This is a genomic window from Cytobacillus solani (assembly GCF_006704205.1).
In the GTDB taxonomy this organism is placed as follows: domain Bacteria; phylum Bacillota; class Bacilli; order Bacillales; family Cytobacillaceae; genus Cytobacillus; species Cytobacillus solani.
The window spans coordinates 4511563-4529838 of sequence record NZ_CP041305.1 but is presented as its reverse complement, the minus strand read 5'-3'; the positions used below and the strand labels follow the sequence as shown (position 1 = coordinate 4529838).

The following is an 18276-nucleotide window of genomic DNA, read 5'->3' as shown; positions in this document are numbered from 1 at the left end:
GGTTTCTAACCTTTTAAGCCCAAAAGAGTATCACGGCTTCACCGTGAAGTAGCTCCCAGGAATGTGATGTTACTAAATAATCGCTCTTTAAACATTTTTCTTATTCAACTATACTCCCCCTTTACTTCAATAAGAAAAGGCATATCTCCTTCGTAGAGAAATGCCACCTTTAGAACAATAACAACAGGTGATGATTGTTGTTGAAGCAGCACACACTTTCCTTTAGATAAAAAATTTATGAGGTAGAGCCATATTGCAAAGCAGAAACGGTATTAACTTCAAGCAAAAAAAAAGAGGAGAGTATTTCTCTCCTAGTTACTGAGGTTCATGTCCGTTTATTGGCGAACCAGTTGAAGTATGTTCATTTACCCAATCAAGAGACACCTTCGAAACGGCTGACCAATTAGGGATTTGGTTGCTATGCTGCTCTACCCAACTCATACAATATTGTGGGTCTATGCTCTTTTCTTGGCAATGTGCTAAGAAAGACTGAATGTTTTCCTCAGTACAGTTTTCCCATGAACCACACGTTTCACCCCAAATACGCTCCATCTCCTGTTTAATATCATTTACCATATCTGAATCCTCCTTGATTAAATCTAACAAAATAAGTTTGTCCAAGGAGAAGAAAAATATTTACAGAAGAGGTTCGACGTAGACCGAAACAGTTCGATTAGGAGATTAATTTCATAATTCGTTTATTATCTGCTTTTTAATGTAGCCTGCTCCCGTTAATACAACAAGAAAAAGCTGCCCTCATGACAGCTTTGATCTTCAACTATTGCACCCGTTAGCCTAACAATCATTTTTCAGATATAGGCATATATTTTGTAAAATAAGCACCTAAAATCAACAAAACAACAGTAATTGACCAATTCAATAACCCCATAAAATTAAACCAATAGGCTAAAAGATTTGTTATACCAATAAGATAAAAACAAATTGGAGTTAAAGCACTTTTTATCCCTGTTATACCTGCCTTCTTTCTTTTTTGAACCACAAGAGTTATGGAAAAAACAAGTGCAAGTATTAATATTATAGATAAAATAATCGGTACTATTTTAACTCCCCCTCTTTATAGAAATATATACCATATTTCTTTTTTCTAAATTAACGTTTCATAACTAATTTAGTTTCATTTCTTACTGCATTACTCGTTAGCATAAGTACATCGTTTCACAAACCCACACCAATATTAACATAAAACCCCATTTTAATTTAGAAGTGTTATTCAATTAAATGGTCCTTTTCATAAAGAAAGATGACTTTCCTTATTTCAGAAAAGCGCCCGATCGTAATATAAGTTTAACCAGTTTTTACTGGTTGAATTTTTTTTATTTAGTTTTATTATAGCGGTAGTCGGAGTAGAACGTAGCGCCCGTGGGACTTGATCCCGTCAGCAAAACTGTTCATTCCCTACTTGTATAAGCATGTTTCAGGCTGGTTGGGACAATGATCCCGTTTAACAAGCGAACCTATGATAGTACAAGCAGATCTAGGGACAACCGACTAATCTTAATTTCTAAGGAGGAGATGATGATGAATCCAGTAGTAGGTCTTGATGTTTCTAAAGGGGAAAGTCGGGTACAAGCATTCTTGGATAAGGGTCAACCTTTTCGTAAAAGTTTTAGTGTAAAACATACAGTCGAGGGCTTTGAGAATTTATTAGGGCTTCTTAAAAGAGATTGAAAGAGTAGCTGATGGTAAGCAACCTTCGGTTATCTTAGAATCAACAGGACATTACCACTCTCCTGTTATTCAATTTTTAGAGGAACAGCAATATGTTTATATTATTGTGAATCCCCTTATCTATCATCGAGCAAGGAGCACAAGTTTAAGAAAGGTAAAAACAGACGCTGTCGATGCCTATCTTCTTTGTGAACTATACTACAAAGAAGAAATTGAACCGTATAAGAAAAGAGGTATTCAACTCTTAAACCTTCGTAATCTTACAAGGCAACAAGAGACAATTTCAAGTATCTCTACACAAACCAAGGTACAGCTTCTAACAGTGTTAGATCAGGTATTTCCTGAATATAGAGGTGTCTTTGGTAATTTATATTCAAAAGTCTCTTTACAGACTCTCTCCTTATTTCCTACTTCTGAACATGTACTAAATACTACTGAATCCGTATTAACTGACAAGATTGTATCGTTATGTACCAGACGTTCAGAAAAGTGGGCAAAAGAAAAAGCACAAAAGCTTATTGAGGTTGCACTACGAAATCCTTTTCAAACCAATTTGTATGAAAGCCATATTTTTAACCTAAAGATGTTAATTACTATCGTTCTTCAATATCAAGAGCATCTATCAAAACTAGAAACAGAAATAGATGCCCTCGCTAAAGAAATTGAAGAATATAAGATTATCCAGTCTATCCCTGGTATCGGAGAAAAGATTGCGGCAACAATCATTTACGAAGTTGGAGAAATAGATCGGTTTAATCACCCTAAAAAGTTAGTTGCCTTTGCAGGAATAGATCCTAGTGTTTACTCTTCTGGAAGGTTCACAGCGACAAACAATCGCATAACGAAAAGAGGATCTAGAAGGTTAAGGCAAGCTTTATATATGGCTGTGTACTGTGGAATTCGAGATGCCCGTAAACAAAAAACGAGCGATACCGTTATTCCTCGAAACAAAAAATTAAGAGAGTTTTACGATAAAAAACGCGATGAAGGTAAACCCTATAGAGTAGCGATAATTGCTTGTGTTAATAAGCTTTTACACTTGATTTATACACTTTTAAAGAACAAAACCATCTTCCAAGAGTTAGCTTAAAAACTATATTTAACAACATAAAACAAAACCTTCCAATAATGAAAATCAGGAAGGTTATTTGGCATACTCATCTTTAGTATATCATCTAATTTTTCATTTTTTTATTGAAAAATGTTGACAACTATTGGCTGGTTTTGTTGAATATATTGACGGGGCTTTTTTAAAAACAACTTTACTGTTATTAAATCGACTTTATTATGATTTAAACAACTTTATTTTCATGAAACATTAAGAAAAAAGGCACTCAGCATATTCAGTATTTTTGTTTCATTTTTCAACATATTAAGTAAAATTGTGTCAATTAAAATGACACGAATTTACTGAATAAAATAGAAAAAAACCTTATTTCTAAGGCTTTTTGGTTTAAGTATTCTTGTGTCGTTCGTCATCCCCTCTTGACGGTTGACATAAAAGTACCTACTACAGATATTTTAAGGATGTTACTTCCAAAGTGACTGTTGGATTTTTGTTTCACTGGCATGTACAAATGGCAGCAACTCCTAAAAATTTTTTCTCATAATTAAAGTAATGGGATAAGTCAAGTCGCCAGATTACATGAATTTTCTCCACAATGTTCTATTTTTTCTTGTCGAATCCTTTATCGACTAAGCACTAGTTTTGCTGAAAAATCAATTTTTATGAAATAAAGTAGGAATTACATTCAAAAAGAAAAAAATTCTAATGGAATAAAAAAGTGGTTAGTTCTAAATTGAACTAACCACTTTGAAATCATACTTAACAACAATTATTGACACCTAATAAAACCAATCCTGTACCCTCTGTGTTCTCTTCTTTATCTAAAGTTAATTCTTCGATTGTAGTTACATTTGAATCTATCGCTACTTTAATTCCGTTAATAGTAGTTACTGTATCAGATTCTAAAGGTGCATCTAAAGATAATGCAAATTGCGGTCCACAGCAACCAGCTACTGAGTAAAGGCGAATCCCTTCTGCATCATTCTGACTTAATACATTTTCTAATAATTGTTTAGCTCCGTCTGTAATTTTCATTTGTTTCTCCTCCTAAATTTTTTCTATGCATTTTGAAATATTCTTTTCAAAGCTTCCTTCATCTCTGGTTTTATATTAATTTTTGGTCGTACTGTTTTAGCTTTTTCTTCTGCTTCTTCAATCTTGTTAGCCTTCCCTAAAGCTAAAAGTGTACCTATCGCAACGGTTCCAGTACGGTTACTGCCACCTTGACAGTGAAAATACACATTTTTACCTTCATTATATGCTTTTACTACCCGATCAATAGATTCCTTAACGGATTCATCTTAATGAGTTTCATCATCAACAATTGGGCTATGAACACGATTATATTTCAATTTATCTGTAGGTGCTTCTGCTCGTAAGTCAAAAATAATATCTACTTTTTCATTTTCCATCATACCTTCGACATCATCTGCACCCCCAATATAGATACGATCTTTAATTAATTCATGATAATTCTTAACTGTCATTTTTCATCCTCCAATTATATCTGATTGCCATGTACATAAAATCATACATATATCCCTTAGTCGATATAGTCCTTTAGCTTTTCGTACCCAACCTTTTCTTCATGTTGCCAAGGAATAATTGAGCATTTTTTAGCTAGTTTTTCGTTCACTTCATGAATCCACTCTATTTCTGCTATAGCTTTCCCTCTTAAAATAGGATCTATTGTATTTGTTGCATATAGACTTTGGTTAATTACCCACCATTTTGGTTCAATATTTGCCCGTCTGAGATCATCTTGCAATCGTGAGGCTTCTAACACAGGTGTTGCTTCAGCAAGCGTTACTATCACAACTGCAGTTTCTTTAGGATTGCGAATTCGAGGAAGCAATTTTAATACACTATCAGGTACATCTCCTGTTGATCTAGCAATTTCTTTACTGTAAGACTGAGCTGCATCTAACAACAGTAAGGTATGTCCCGTTGGTGCTGTGTCAATAACGACAATTTCATTTTCAGTTTTTGCTACTACTTCTGCAAATGCTCGGAAGACTGCTATTTCCTCCGTACATGGAGAATTAAGATCTTCCTCTAAATATGCAAGCCCCTCTTCGTCTAAGTCTTTACTTGCGTTTGCTAAAACATCAGCTTTATATTTTTCAACTTCTACTTTTGGATTAATGCTGCTGATCGTTAAGTTTTGATTCAGTTCATCACTTTGGAATTGGTGACTTAGGTGTGCAGCAGGATCCGTTGTAGTTAAATGTACCTTATGCCCTGTTTCAACCAAACCAATCGCAATCGCGGAAGCAACAGTTGTTTTTCCTACTCCCCCTTTTCCCATTGAAAAGATTAGTCTTGTATGATCAGAGGAGACATCATTAATGACTCCATTCAACCGTGGAAGGTTATCAGTTTCATTTTCAAAGGACAACTCCATTGAAGGAATAGAGTATTGCTTGAATAAATATCTTAGATTTTCCACCCCTGTTAGGGAATAGGATACAAACGGCAAAGAATAAATTTCGTTCTGCTTTAAATTTTCCGGAATCTGTTTTAATGAATTTCTTTGTCGATGATAAAAGGCAGAAGATACTTCATCCTCTTTTAAATATGACTGAAGAAGCCCATTGACGATAAGTATTTGACTTTTTATACCGATTTCTTTCAGTTCCATTGATGCTCTGTCAGCTTCAACTAGGGACGAAACATCTGGCCTTGTTACTAGTAGTAAAGTGGTCATGCTAGGTTCAGACAAAACTTCTACTGATTTTGAATAAAGATTTTTTTTATCTGCTAAACCAGATAATGGACCTAAACATGAAGCACCATGTGTGCTTTCTTCTAGAAACCCATTCCAAGCTGTTGGAAGCTGTAAAAGTCTTAATGTATGACCTGTTGGAGCCGTATCAAAGATAATATGATCATACTGTTCAATTATTTCAGGATTTGTAAGCAAATTTGTAAATTCATCAAATGCTGCAATCTCAACTGTACAAGCACCTGATAATTGTTCTTCCATTGTAGCCACAACCGATTCAGGAAGTTTTCCACGATATGGTCCGACAACTTTCTCACGATACGCTCTTGCTGCAGCTTCCGGATCTAAATTACTCGCAAATAAATTTTCAACTCCAGGTACTTCTTTTGGTGAGTTTGTTAGCTCTAGACCAAAAACATCTTGTAAATTAGAGGCTGGATCTGTGCTAATCAGCAACACCTTTTTTCCACTATCAGCTAGTGCCACAGCTGTTGCACAAGCCGTTGACGTTTTTCCTACTCCCCCTTTTCCAGTTAAAAATAGAAAGGGCGTATTAACTACATTCTTTGGATGGAAAGCTTGAAACATGATTTCCCCTCCCTTCTTATTTCAGTGAGTTTATATCAATAGAAACACGAGCTTTTGGTTTTTCTCTTAGTTCCTCTGGTGTTACATTAAACCATTCTGCAAATTCTTCATTTGAAGGATAACTCCCCACTCTAGCAACCTGATTGTCCACTAAGATAATTGGTAAGGCATCAGGCCCTTTTTCATGTAAAACATTATTCACTTCACTGTTTTCAGCAAATTTACCAGGATCATTTGTTAGTTGGTATCGTTTAATATCAAAGCCTTTTTCCTTTAATGAATAAATGGCTGATGCCACTCTCGTTAACTCCGGATCTACACTGGGACCGCAAACACCTGTAGAACAACACATTGCTGGGTCAAAAATTTCAACTTTTTTCATATTAAATCCTCCTATAATATCAAATAAGCATATGCTTATATTTATTTTAAAAGAAAACCAAGAGATACCTCTTGGTTATTTATTTGTTTATTTTCCTGTTTCAGCAAACCTCTTGATTCTTTCGCCAACTTCATCACGGACACGTTGGAAAAATACCCATTTTTCCTCTTCTGTGCCTTCTGCTTTTGCTGGGTCATCAAAGCCCCAGTGTTCACGTTTTACTTGAGGTGGTGTAATCGGACACTTATCAGCTGCATCCCCACATAATGTAACCACTAAATCAGCGTTATTTAATATTTTAGGATCAATTATGTCGGATGTTTGATTGGAAATATCAATATCAACTTCTTTCATTGCTTTAACTGCATTCGGATTTAAACCGTGTGCTTCGATTCCTGCACTGTATACATCCCAATCCTCACCTAAGTACTTCTTTGACCATCCTTCTGCCATTTGGCTTCTGCAAGAGTTTCCAGTACATAAAAAGTAGATTGTTTTTTTAGACATAAAGTATTTCTCCTTTATTATTTAGTGAATAATCAACAACCATATATATAGGCCAACTAATGTAATAAATAGTGTTGGAATGGTTAGAACAATACCTGTTTTGAAGTAGGTTCCCCAAGATATTTTAACCCCTTTTTGGGATAAAACATGAAGCCATAATAATGTTGCTAGAGAGCCAATAGGTGTAATTTTAGGTCCTAAATCTGAACCAATAACATTCGCATATATTAGAGCTTCGCGAATGACCCCAGTTGTACTTGTATCAGCAATCGCCAGAGCATCAATCATAACAGTTGGCATATTGTTCATAATTGAAGAAAGAATAGCTGCAATGAATCCCATTCCTACTGTTGCAACAAATAAACCTTTGTCTGCAGTTACTTGAATTAGGTCGGCTAAGATGTTAGTCAGACCAACGTTTCTTAATCCATAAACAACAACATACATACCAATTGAGAAAAAGACGATCGCCCAAGGTGCCCCTTTGATAACAGTGCGAGTATTTACTGCTTGACTTCTTCTTGCCATGATAAGGAAAAAGATTGCTACGATGCTAGCGATAATAGATACTGGAATACCTGTAAATTCACTAGCAAAATAACCAACTAGCAGAATCCCTAACACGATCCAAGATAACCGAAACATATTTTTGTCCCGAATAGCTTCCACAGGTTTTTTCAACTGTGACATATCGTAATTCTTTGGTATGCTTTTACGGAAATAGAGAAAGAGAACCAAAATACTTGCTGCCAATGAAAAGAAATTAGGAATTATCATTCTTGAAGCAAACTCCGCAAATCCTATCCCAAAGAAATCTGCAGACACAATATTTACTAAGTTACTAACTACTAGTGGAAGCGAGGTTGTATCCGCAATAAATCCACTTGCGATAATAAATGGAAAAACCATTTTTTCATTGAACTTTAGATTTCGAACCATCGCTAAAACAATAGGAGTCAATATCAGTGCAGCTCCATCATTCGCAAAGAATGCTGCCACTAATGCTCCAAGTACAGAAACATAGACAAACATCCTTACTCCATTTCCTCTAGCAGCCCTTGCCATATGAAGAGCTGCCCACTCAAAGAATCCAATTTCATCAAGAATTAATGAAATAATGATGATAGCAATAAATGCTAACGTTGCATTCCACACAATAGATGTCACATCGATTACATCTTTAAAATCAACAACTCCAATAATTAAAGCGAGGATCGCTCCCCCACAAGCAGACCAACCAATGGATAATCCTTTAGGTTGCCAAATCACTAAAATAAGTGTGATTAAAAAAATCACTGATGCTAAAATAATTGATGACAATATGTTCCCCCCTATCACTCACAAGAGATGCGTAAACCCTGTTTTTCTAGTTCTTTTAATTTAAAATCCTGATTAGGAAGGTGTTGAAGAATATTTTGCACCAATGGATAATACTCACTTTCTTTATTTAAAGAATAGATAATCCATTGTCCTCTTCTCGTTTCTTTCACGATTCCTAAGTCTTTTAACTTTCTTAAATGTTGGCTAATTGCAGGCTGACTTGTTTTAAACATTTCAACAAATTCACAAACACAACAATCATGAGAGTCTAAAATTTTCACCATTGTTAGCCGAGTTTTATCGCCCAAAAGTTTTAGGATTGTCGAAGCATTTGTAATATTGATAAGCGTTTGTTGCATTAAAAGCACCTCCTATTCTTATTATAAACACATAATAATTTACTTATATTAAATATAGATGTGTACATTTAATTTAGTATTATAATGGAATCCTGTTACTATCCAATATAAATAATATTCAATAAACATATAACAATTTACTTATATAATAAAACACTTATGTATTTCCTGCAATTATTTTTTATAAAAACAATGTTGCTTTGAAATAAAGTTTGTTTAAAACCTGTTATTTATGGTAAATATAAAAAAATCCATTTTGATAAAAAATCAAAATGGACTCGATATTCAGCAGTTTTATTTTAATTTTTAATAAATCAAAAATTTACAATACTTTTCTCATTCTCCATACGGGATACTTCTCATTTTCAACGTATTCTTCTTTTATTTTGACCATTCCTGAAAGGCTATATAAATTTATAGCTATTTTATTATTAGAAGATACCCTCAAATGATATTCGGATATATTCATTGCCCTAAAAAATTTATCCGCATATCTTATCAAAACCTTGCCAAGACCTTTTCCACGATAATCTGGTATTAGATAGAGTAAATCTATATAACCAATTTCGATACCTTCGTGATCCGTAATACCAAGCCCCATTTGTCCCACTGGAATATTATCCTTTTCAATAACTAATTGACCAATAGGAAGTTTATTAACTCTTTCACTCACTCTATTTCAGTAAGCATTAAAATCAAAATTATCCGATGTTCCAACATTATTAATTTCGGTATCTTTCCTAAATCGAATAAGAGTATCCTTGTCATTTTCTAAATTCACTACACGAACATACAAATCCAGCCCATTGTTTTCAAAATCAATTAGTCCGATATTCATAACTTTTCACTTTCCTTCAATATTAGAAATTATTTTAAAGTATTCTGTGAAAAGTACCTAAATCCTTCTTCACCCTTACTCTTTAACGAAATTCCAAGAATGACTATTTAACTCCTTCTTTGTTCAACAATCTGGACCTATTGTGGAACAAGAATAAATCCTGCATATTCAACACAGAATTTTTAATCTAGGTGCAATTACTACATTTCACTCCTTCCCTTGGTAGCTTTTATGAAGATGGAGTACTTATCGTCCTATCGTAATATGGGGGTGAGCAATGATAAAAATGCTCCCTGTATAAAATGATTGGGTTGGCGCTGTCAGCTGTTTCGTTGGAGTTTCGGTTATGTTGTTTGCCCCCGTCATTAAATACTGCTGATGTAACTAGGGCTTTTATAAAAAAATCCCAATTTCTCTTTATAATTCATAGGTAAATTGGGATTTTTATGATGGTCATCCTTGTAATTCCTTATAGGCATTCAAAAATTGTTTGAACGTTTCTCGTCCCATATTTTCTTCTTGACTATTAAACAAGCGCTTAAATGTTTGCTCTTTCGCTTCATCCACAGAACATCCACAAGCATTCATAATTAATTTTATATATGAAATAAAGTATTCTTTCCCCAGAGTTCCTGCATGATTAATGGTCATTTTATTTTCCCCCATCACTCGATAATCTTTATTTTATATGATATAGGGAAACAATGAGTTTCCCTATATCAATTTAATTACATGACGTTGAATTATCACAACCAGATTTTTTCTCGTTAAAGTTTACACTACACACACCAGTTTCAGGTAAATCCAATTCCACTTTTTCTGCAGATTCAACATCCCCACTAAGATAGGCTACAATTGATCTTACCTGTTCGTATCCTGTCGCCATTAGAAATGTTGGAGCACGTCCATAGCTTTTCGCTCCAACTATATATAGATCTTTTTCGGGCTGGCGCAATTCCTTTTCTCCATGTGGCCGAACGGTTCCACAACTGTGGATATTCGGGTCGATAAGTGGAGCTAATGCTTCAACACTTTCCGTAGCTGAGTCAATTGCTATTCTAACTTCTCCTAAAATAGTTAAATCTGGTCGGCTCCCTGCATTTACAATTATCTCTTCAATCCCATTAAGAATGCTTTCCTCATTATCCTTATGTCCTTTAATCATTATTCCTTCCTGAGTTTTTCTTACCTCTTGGATTCTAAAAGGAGTAACTACCTTAATCTTCTGTTCATCTACTAAACTATGGATACGACTTCCTAATTCACCGCGTGCAGCTAATGCATCCTTTTCTTCTCTACCATACGCATCTTCAACACGCTTCCTTCTCATTATCCATATAATTTCCGTTTTATCATACGTCTCCTTAAGTTTTGCTAAATCCAATAACGCATTTATAGCTGAATGTCCACCTCCAACAACTGCAACACGTTTATTAGCATAACGTTTCTTTTCTTTTTCTAATATATTGGGGATTCCGTAAAATACTTGTTCATGGAGTGATTTTTCCTCATTAAGCCACACCCCACTTGAAGTAGCTGGATTTGGATTCCCCCAAGTTCCCGTTGCATCAATTACAGCTCTTGCCTCAAACGTTTTATATGTTCCATTAGATTCTGTATGAATAATAAAAGGGATATTTTCTCGATTAAGTGTTTTCATTTTATCTGTATCTTTTTTACCAATAGATACAACTTTAGTATTTAATTGAATATAAGGCTGAAATTCGCTAAGATTTGAAAGTGGTTCTAAATATTGTTCTACGAGTTCTTTCCCTGTTGGCAATTTTTCTAATTCTGGATGTGTCCAATTATTCTGTTCCAGTAAACTCTTTGCTACTTTATCAACGTTATAACGCCATGGTGAAAATAATCGGATATGGCCCCAAGTCAATATGTTTGCACCTACTTGACTGCCACTTTCTAATAAGATAAACGTCTGCCCCCGACTAACTAAATGAGCTGCAGCAGCCAAACCAACAGGACCGGCGCCAATAATAGCTACTGGTAGTTTTTCTTTTTCATTATTATTTTCTGACTTAGTGTTAAGGGATCTTTCTTGTGGAGCACAAAATCCGTTTACATTTACTAATAGATTATTTAAATTTGTCATTTTCCTTCTCCTCTTTTCTTTATGCTATATTTTATTTATGAGTTTCTATATAGGCTAACAGTTTTCTAACAACATAACGTGCATCAGAACCGACTCCTCTTAATGTTGCAGAAGCAAATGATCGTTGACCTTCTATTCCTACATAATAAAGTCCTGGAGTAGAGCTACTTACACCCCCTGCATGCATTGGGTTTCCTTCTGCGTCAAGAGCCTCCACTTCCAATAAATACGGAAAATTACTTCGGTATCCAGTTGCAAATATGACCGTATCCACCGGTTCTTTTGTTCCATCTGCCCAAATCACTCCTTCTGAATAAAAAGAAGTAAACATTTGCTTCTGATCCGGTTTTCCATTATCTAATGGTTCTTTAAAATTTCCTGAATCAATAACTGAATCTGAAGTAGGTACCGTTTTGCCGAACTTCCAAAATGGAAAAGTATCAAAACCAATAATTCTAAGCCAAAAATGCAAGTCTCTACCTAATATTTTTTGACTAACTATTTTGACCGGGTGACGTACAGCTAACGTAGTATTACTTACATCTGCCAATTCAATTGCAATTTGTACTGCAGAATTTCTACTACCCACCACTACAACCCTTTGATTAGTAAAAGCTTCTGGTGTTAGGTAATCTGCTGAATGTATGGTTCTTCCCATAAATAACTCCTGTCCCTTTATAGAAGGAGTAAATGGATTATTGAATGATCCTGTCGCATTTATGATTGTTTTAGATTTATACTTACTACCTGATGCTGTTTGTATCGTAAACACATGGTTTTCTTGTACTACAGATATTACCTTCGAATTCTTTACTATGGGTAAATTAAAATATTTTTGATAATCTTCAAGATAGCTAATAACTTCTGACTTTGTCGGGTAACGTTCAGGCTCCCCTGGAATTTTCATACCCGGTAAAGATGAAAATCGTGCTGGCGAAAACAATTTGAGACTGTCATAATACTTTGGCCATGAACCAGCAGCCCTTTCTTCTGATTCTAATATCAAAAATTGCAATTTACTTTTTTGTAAATGATAGCCCGTAGCAAGACCGGCCTGTCCTCCACCAATTACAATCGCATCCCAAATTTTATTCATTTGATCCTCCTTGAAATTTATTTGCAAATTACAAGTATTTATTTTGAGGTTTTCACCTCAATGGAATAGTGCAACAATTGCTTGTTTTTACCATTGCATCATTTAATAACTTAATAGACCGAATTACTGTCTCTTTCTCAAACTCATTCATGTGAGAAAATACATCATTCAAGTAAGTATTCATTTGCTGATCAATCGTTGTCGCGACAAACTTCCCTTCAGTTGTAAGTGATAGGATATAGACTCTTTTATCTTCCGGGAGTGGCGTCTTTTTTACCAAATTCATTTTAACTAATGATTGGACTTGGCGGCTAAAGGTGGTAATATCTGTTCCTAATAATTCTGCAATTTGCTGCATTGATGGATTATGCTGATTATCGATCTCATAAAGAATATGGCTATGGATGATTGAAATATCAAAGCCCCCAACACTGCAACAATTTTTATCTAACAAGCCAAACCGTCGTGTCATGATCTGAAACATTTCACGGAGATTTCCCACTATTTTTCACCTCTTTTGTATTCAAACAACAATGAGTTGTAATAAATATCAAATTCTATTGGAAAGAAAAACACGAGCAAATTCAGGTAAGTTTACCCCATTTCCACTCGTGTCAGGGTAAGCTATTTACTAATTATCTAAATTTAATTACTTAACTGCTGTTATTATTGCAGAAAGAATATACTCTTCCACATTATGATCTGGTGCCCACTCTTTGATGAATTCTTTTGATTCATCTTTTGGAATAATAGCTATATTCTTAAAGCCAGCCTGATTGATTAGATCAGCAAGATTATCAACCGTAGATGCTCCTGAGATGCATCCTGAATACAATTGGATATCAGCTTGTAGTTTTTCTGGTAACTCAGTTGTCATAACAACATCGGAAATTGCCAATCGACCACCTTCTTTTAAAACACGATATGCCTCATTAAATACTCTTTTTTTGTTTGGTGATAAATTGATAACACAGTTTGAAATAATCACATCCACGGAGGAGTCAGCAACTGGCAGGTTTTCTATTTCTCCTAATCGAAATTCCACATTATTAAATTGACTTTTCTCAGCATTGTTTCTAGACTTGGTAATCATTTCTGGAGTCATATCGACACCAATTACCCTACCTTTATCCCCTACTTTTGGTGAGGCCAGGAAGCAGTCAAAACCTCCGCCACTACCAAGGTCAAGAACAGTTTCCCCTTCTTTTAATTCTGCAATTGCTTGAGGGTTTCCACAACCTAATCCCATGTTAGCTCCGTTTGGAATATTTTTTAATTCTTCTGTCGTGTAGCCCATTTTTTTGGAAATTTCTTCAATAGAAATGTTTTGATTTTCTTCTGGTGTGCAGCAACTCGGTGCACAACAATTATCATTACTAACTACTCTTAATGCAATCTCTTTATAATTTTGACGAACATTATTACGAATTTTATCGTTTTGCACTTCACTCATAATAAACCCACCCTTTAATAAATTTTATCTAAATTGTATTAATCGCTGTTATTTTAGTAAGCACTTCTATTTTTTATAGTAACTAATTGTAAATTGCAACTATTAATCAAACCAATAACTTTTCCATGGCCATTACATCTACATATTTCCCATCAAGTATTCCTTGGTTTTCAAATATACCAACTTCACGATACCCTTTTTTATGATACAAACTTTGCCCCAACTGGTTAAATGGAAATGTGAAGAGCACTATTTTATGAAAATCATTTTCTTTAGCACATTCCTCAATTGCTGTTAGTAGTAATTTTCCAATGCCTTTTCCCCTGTATTCTCTTGCAACGTATACAGACAAATCTGCTACACCTGCAAATGCACACCTATTATTATATTGGTTTAGCGATGACCAGCCGATAATATTCCCCTCTTGCTCAGCTACAAGTACTTTGAAGCGACCTTTATGGTTGTTAAACCATTCTTGCATGTATGATAAATCCTTTGTTTCCGTTTCTAAAGTTGCGATTCTGTCTTCAATACCCTCGTTATAAATGTTAAGTATAGAACCGATATCCTTTATAAATGCATCCCTGATTATAGTCATCCAATCCCCCTAACTAGTGCAAAATTTTCTTTTTGCTTATAAAAAATATACATTAATAATTTGCAATTTGCAAGTATTGTTTTTAGATAATTCGATAAAAATGAAAATGTGTAAATATGAATTTAGAAGTGTGAATAAGGAAGTTTTATAGGTATCTTTAAATTTCAAGTATTTTTATGCTAATAATTCTTAATATAATTTGCTAACAGGAGTATACGCAAAGAAAGAATTAATTAATATGTTTTGGTTAAGACTTTGAATAAAGATAAACCTGTTAAATTAATATCTTTCTTTTATTAGCAAGTTTGTAGGTACTTTTATGTCATTTCATATAATAGTAGGTACTTTTGTGTCACTCGTCAACGGTTGACATAAAAGTACCTACGATAAGTACGGCTATATCAGCGCTTTAATTAGTGTAAACGGTCGGCGTCCCGAGCGACATCAAAAGGATCCTTTTATCTTTATTCCTTAAAATTTAATGCTACATAAAAAAAAAGACCAGATACACACTTTTAAATGTGAATCTGGTTATAAATTTTGAAGACTTAAAACTGCTGCAACTGGTGTTTTGAACACTTTATTAGCACCTAGCACAATAATGAATTCTAAACTCTAAATATAAAAGCACATTCACAGATAACCATTTCTTTGAGTGTAACCCTCTTCTTTTATTTAAACAAATTGCTAGATTTCTCATAAACTAAACAATTTTAAAAGCCCTCTAGGTATAAGTTGCTTTTCAAACTAAAAACTATATTTTGCTAACATTTCTCCCCATGGAGCCATTCCTACTTCTTCAAAACCTACACTTGCATATAGTCTTCTACCCTGTTCATTTTCAGGTTGGTAGCCAAGCCATATGACGTCCGTGCAATCATCTCTACTCCCAATGTCTTCTATAATTAGCTTCATTGCGTTCTTTCCATATCCATGTCCTTGAAAACGCTCATCAATCATAAATCTATATATCCAGTAGTTTTGATCGTCTGAATCTATCCCATACATTGCGAAACCTATTAGCTTCTCTTCACAATAAATTGATTTAATCTCTAGCTGTGGAGAAAATTTACTTTCTGCAATTGAATATAAATTTGAAGCGATAAAACCTTGCTGCTCCTGCTTTAACTTCAGGTTTATACACTCTTCCCAATTATTTTGGTCAATCAATCTTAAACTAATCAAATTTAAATCCCCCAATTCATATTCACATCATTTTTCATTCCTAATACCAATATTATTTATTAAAACCTTCCCCTGCTTCGTTAAATTAAAATGAAAATGTATTTTTGCTAATTTCAAAGAATCAAACTGAGGATTCACGTCCTTAAAATCATTTAATAAAAAAGCGTAATGCTGAAATACCGGTTCTGTAATATTGCCTATATTAGAAAAAGGTCTTTTCAGCAATCTCCCCTTTACTGCTGGTGGTAATTTGGAAATATGATGAAGAGGCAGACTTGCTTTTTCACCGTCGCTATCTTCTAAAGTGATTGTAAAATCAATTAGCTTTTCTTTTTTCACTGCCTTTCCATCATTTGCAAGAGAAAATACTATAGAATCATTTTTCTGTAACTCAATCCCTTTATCAGGCAGTGTCACTGTGTAAGATGCCGGAGGGGAGTCATTTGATTCCCAACCTAAATGCACAGCACTGTAATCAGCCTCTTTTAATTTCATTTTGACTTTTTCTTCTTTCCATTCCTTTAAATTTTCACCTGACAGTTTGCCGCCTGGGACAGTGGTTGTGTTTAGATCAATATCTTCGTTATACGCAGCAATTAAAGATGTTTGTGAATCGTAATAATTATTGATATACAGCGTGTCAGGAAGCCACTCTTTAGCATAACCTAAATCTTTAAATACTTCTTTGTATTGTTTCTTTTCTTTCAACGTACTATCTAGAAAAGCCGATATCAATACTTTAGCGATGGTTTCTTGCTGATCGCGCGGCATAATTTGTTTTAGATTAAAGAGTTGGTTAGCTGTTCCAGCTCCATCGCGTCGTCCCCATTCTTCATTAAATTGTCCATGATTAGCTCCATAAATATAGACGGAAGCATTCATATAATCTTCCTTATTAGTGTAGGAAATCCGGTTTTGCTGATTAGTGCTGTCAAAGCTGTTTACATCCATATCATGCGCCCCTTGCAGTGCCAAATAATTTACGTTTTTTAACGGAATGGGTTTTCCAGCAGGTAAATATAGACCATCTATTCCAGCAATAGAAATGAGTGAGCGGATAGAGAAGTTATAATCAAATTGAATATTTCCGTTATTAGGCGGGTGTTGCATTTCGTTAAAAGCAGCTGCAATCGCAATAGCTTCTCCACCTCTGGAATGCCCGATCAATGCAATTTGTTCCATATCCACCTTTTGATAAAATAGATTATTTTTAGTACTATTCCATTCTTTCCACGTCTGTAAATGTTCCAGTAATAATAAACCTCTCGCTGGACTCTCATTCACTAGTGGACTGACCAAAAACAAATCATTGTAAGGTGAAGCGTTTAGAAAATTCTCATCTATAGATACGACTATATAGCCTCTGCTCGCAAGAAGGTTCCCTAAATATTCGTAACCTGTATCAGAGTAATCAGTCATTAAATGGTTTCCATGAACAATCATTACTAAAGGAAAATCTCCTTTTCCTTCTGGGTACCATACATGCCCATTTAACGGCATTGTATCAGGTCCAAAACCAAGTGTTCTAGTGCGAATAGAAGACCACTTTTCTACATAATCGCTAGCATCTACTGTTTTAGTTAATAGAGAGTTTTTTTGGTTAAATTCTTCCCGATAAGTATTTGGACTACCGTAAGTGAGCTTCATAACTGGATAGCTGCCTGGTTTCGCTGGATTATTAAGCAAGGCCTTGTCATACCGATTCGATGTTTTCAGCTTCTTTAATACAACTTCTGGAGTGGTCGCTTCCCCAGGGTGAATCAGCCAAAAACTCCATACGCCTATGCCGATAGTCAACATAAATAAACAAGTGAGGACGCTAACTTTTTTAATTCTTTTTGCATTTCTATAACTGCCCTTTAACCATTTGTATAGTAGTGCACCCCATAAGGAAACGGCAACCGCTACTATTAGAATAAATGGGATAGCTAAATTTAAAGGGCCGAAAAAGCAGAACAAGAGAAATATAAGTGAACTAAACAGTACCCATATATAACGGCTAGGAATTTTTTTGACTCCATATAATAAGAGAGTGATAACCCCACTTAAGAGTGCTACGAATAAAATAAATATAAGTATTCCAATAGTGAAGTCTAATAAACTGCGCTGATCTAATAAAAACTTTCCTTGAATCAAAATAAGTAGAAATGCGAAAGTACCTATAGAAATGGCTGCACCTTTCCAGCCAAATGACAATGGCTCAATACGCTTTCGTTTTGCATATAACTCTCTAACAAAATATGTGAGTTTCTTTTTTAATACTTCCAATTTTCATCCCCCTACCTACAATCTTTTAAAAAACACTCTATTGTAGGTTACAGGATAACTCTTTCTACTTGCTTTCATCTGTCTTTCAATAA

General features: G+C 34.6%; 18 protein-coding genes and 2 pseudogenes. 1 reads left to right on the top strand and 19 read right to left on the bottom strand.

The genetic code is table 11. The annotated features are described in order from the left end of the window. Nucleotides 1-315: 315 nt before the first annotated feature. Complete coding sequence (locus FI644_RS22770; RefSeq protein ID WP_053478146.1) at nt 316-576, bottom strand: hypothetical protein; 261 nt, start codon at nt 574-576, stop codon at nt 316-318. A 226-nt stretch (nt 577-802) separates the two neighbouring features. Further along, a complete protein-coding gene (locus tag FI644_RS26980) occupies nt 803-1060 on the bottom strand; it encodes a hypothetical protein (protein ID WP_075209145.1) in 258 nt (85 codons plus the stop codon). Between the two features lie 479 nt (nt 1061-1539). Here FI644_RS26980 and FI644_RS22760 point away from each other — a divergent pair. Then, nucleotides 1540-2779: pseudogene (locus FI644_RS22760) on the top strand (IS110 family RNA-guided transposase). Between the two features lie 735 nt (nt 2780-3514). Here FI644_RS22760 and FI644_RS22755 read toward each other — a convergent pair. The 17 genes and pseudogenes from FI644_RS22755 to FI644_RS22680 form a co-directional block, all read right to left on the bottom strand. Continuing rightward, the gene (locus FI644_RS22755; RefSeq protein WP_053475994.1) at nt 3515-3790 is read right to left on the bottom strand and encodes an adhesin; all 276 of its coding nucleotides are present in this window, start codon (nt 3788-3790) and stop codon (nt 3515-3517) included. Nucleotides 3791-3813: 23 nt separating this feature from the next. Beyond that, a pseudogene (locus FI644_RS22750) lies at nt 3814-4242 on the bottom strand (protein-tyrosine phosphatase family protein). A gap of 56 nt (nt 4243-4298) precedes the next feature. Then, a complete protein-coding gene (arsA, locus tag FI644_RS22745) occupies nt 4299-6068 on the bottom strand; it encodes an arsenical pump-driving ATPase (protein WP_142108849.1) in 1770 nt (589 codons plus the stop codon). Between the two features lie 16 nt (nt 6069-6084). Continuing rightward, nucleotides 6085-6450, bottom strand: coding sequence for an arsenite efflux transporter metallochaperone ArsD (gene arsD / locus FI644_RS22740; protein ID WP_056684607.1), 366 nt, complete (start codon nt 6448-6450; stop codon nt 6085-6087). Between the two features lie 87 nt (nt 6451-6537). Then, on the bottom strand, nt 6538-6957 hold the full coding sequence (gene arsC, locus FI644_RS22735) for an arsenate reductase (thioredoxin) (protein ID WP_056684610.1): 420 nt from the start codon (nt 6955-6957) through the stop codon (nt 6538-6540). A gap of 21 nt (nt 6958-6978) precedes the next feature. Beyond that, nucleotides 6979-8277 carry an arsenic transporter gene (locus tag FI644_RS22730; protein WP_142108848.1) on the bottom strand — a complete coding sequence of 433 codons (1299 nt, stop codon included), beginning with the start codon at nt 8275-8277 and terminating at the stop codon, nt 6979-6981. Between the two features lie 14 nt (nt 8278-8291). Beyond that, nucleotides 8292-8636 carry an ArsR/SmtB family transcription factor gene (locus FI644_RS22725; RefSeq protein WP_053476000.1) on the bottom strand — a complete coding sequence of 115 codons (345 nt, stop codon included), beginning with the start codon at nt 8634-8636 and terminating at the stop codon, nt 8292-8294. 322 nt (nt 8637-8958) lie between these two features. Continuing rightward, nucleotides 8959-9309 carry a GNAT family N-acetyltransferase gene (locus FI644_RS22720; protein WP_142108847.1) on the bottom strand — a complete coding sequence of 117 codons (351 nt, stop codon included), beginning with the start codon at nt 9307-9309 and terminating at the stop codon, nt 8959-8961. Between the two features lie 6 nt (nt 9310-9315). Then, nucleotides 9316-9474, bottom strand: coding sequence for a hypothetical protein (locus tag FI644_RS26515; protein WP_181758140.1), 159 nt, complete (start codon nt 9472-9474; stop codon nt 9316-9318). A gap of 453 nt (nt 9475-9927) precedes the next feature. Then, nucleotides 9928-10125: a hypothetical protein gene (locus FI644_RS22715; RefSeq protein WP_053476002.1), complete on the bottom strand. Its 198-nt coding sequence runs from the start codon at nt 10123-10125 to the stop codon at nt 9928-9930. A 73-nt stretch (nt 10126-10198) separates the two neighbouring features. Further along, nucleotides 10199-11584 carry an NAD(P)-binding domain-containing protein gene (locus FI644_RS22710; protein WP_053476003.1) on the bottom strand — a complete coding sequence of 462 codons (1386 nt, stop codon included), beginning with the start codon at nt 11582-11584 and terminating at the stop codon, nt 10199-10201. 31 nt (nt 11585-11615) lie between these two features. After that, on the bottom strand, nt 11616-12680 hold the full coding sequence (locus FI644_RS22705; RefSeq protein WP_053476004.1) for a flavin-containing monooxygenase: 1065 nt from the start codon (nt 12678-12680) through the stop codon (nt 11616-11618). A gap of 52 nt (nt 12681-12732) precedes the next feature. After that, entirely contained in the window at nt 12733-13182 is a 450-nt protein-coding gene (locus FI644_RS22700) for a MarR family winged helix-turn-helix transcriptional regulator (protein WP_053476005.1), read from the bottom strand. A 147-nt stretch (nt 13183-13329) separates the two neighbouring features. Then, entirely contained in the window at nt 13330-14133 is an 804-nt protein-coding gene (locus FI644_RS22695) for an arsenite methyltransferase (RefSeq protein WP_056684626.1), read from the bottom strand. A gap of 106 nt (nt 14134-14239) precedes the next feature. Then, on the bottom strand, nt 14240-14731 hold the full coding sequence (locus FI644_RS22690; protein WP_053476007.1) for an arsinothricin resistance N-acetyltransferase ArsN1 family A: 492 nt from the start codon (nt 14729-14731) through the stop codon (nt 14240-14242). A gap of 747 nt (nt 14732-15478) precedes the next feature. Next, nucleotides 15479-15916: a GNAT family N-acetyltransferase gene (locus FI644_RS22685; RefSeq protein ID WP_053476008.1), complete on the bottom strand. Its 438-nt coding sequence runs from the start codon at nt 15914-15916 to the stop codon at nt 15479-15481. A gap of 27 nt (nt 15917-15943) precedes the next feature. Then, entirely contained in the window at nt 15944-18184 is a 2241-nt protein-coding gene (locus FI644_RS22680) for a poly(ethylene terephthalate) hydrolase family protein (protein WP_053476009.1), read from the bottom strand. Nucleotides 18185-18276: the final 92 nt, after the last annotated feature.

Coding starts and splice junctions, on each gene's coding strand:
- FI644_RS22770 (WP_053478146.1), bottom strand. CDS start 576: ATGGTAAATGATATTAAACAGGAGATGGAGCGTATTTGGGGTGAAACG.
- FI644_RS22755 (WP_053475994.1), bottom strand. CDS start 3,790: ATGAAAATTACAGACGGAGCTAAACAATTATTAGAAAATGTATTAAGT.
- arsA (WP_142108849.1), bottom strand. CDS start 6,068: ATGTTTCAAGCTTTCCATCCAAAGAATGTAGTTAATACGCCCTTTCTA.
- arsD (WP_056684607.1), bottom strand. CDS start 6,450: ATGAAAAAAGTTGAAATTTTTGACCCAGCAATGTGTTGTTCTACAGGT.
- arsC (WP_056684610.1), bottom strand. CDS start 6,957: ATGTCTAAAAAAACAATCTACTTTTTATGTACTGGAAACTCTTGCAGA.
- FI644_RS22725 (WP_053476000.1), bottom strand. CDS start 8,636: ATGCAACAAACGCTTATCAATATTACAAATGCTTCGACAATCCTAAAA.
- FI644_RS26515 (WP_181758140.1), bottom strand. CDS start 9,474: ATGAATATCGGACTAATTGATTTTGAAAACAATGGGCTGGATTTGTAT.
- FI644_RS22715 (WP_053476002.1), bottom strand. CDS start 10,125: ATGACCATTAATCATGCAGGAACTCTGGGGAAAGAATACTTTATTTCA.
- FI644_RS22710 (WP_053476003.1), bottom strand. CDS start 11,584: ATGACAAATTTAAATAATCTATTAGTAAATGTAAACGGATTTTGTGCT.
- FI644_RS22705 (WP_053476004.1), bottom strand. CDS start 12,680: ATGAATAAAATTTGGGATGCGATTGTAATTGGTGGAGGACAGGCCGGT.
- FI644_RS22695 (WP_056684626.1), bottom strand. CDS start 14,133: ATGAGTGAAGTGCAAAACGATAAAATTCGTAATAATGTTCGTCAAAAT.
- FI644_RS22690 (WP_053476007.1), bottom strand. CDS start 14,731: ATGACTATAATCAGGGATGCATTTATAAAGGATATCGGTTCTATACTT.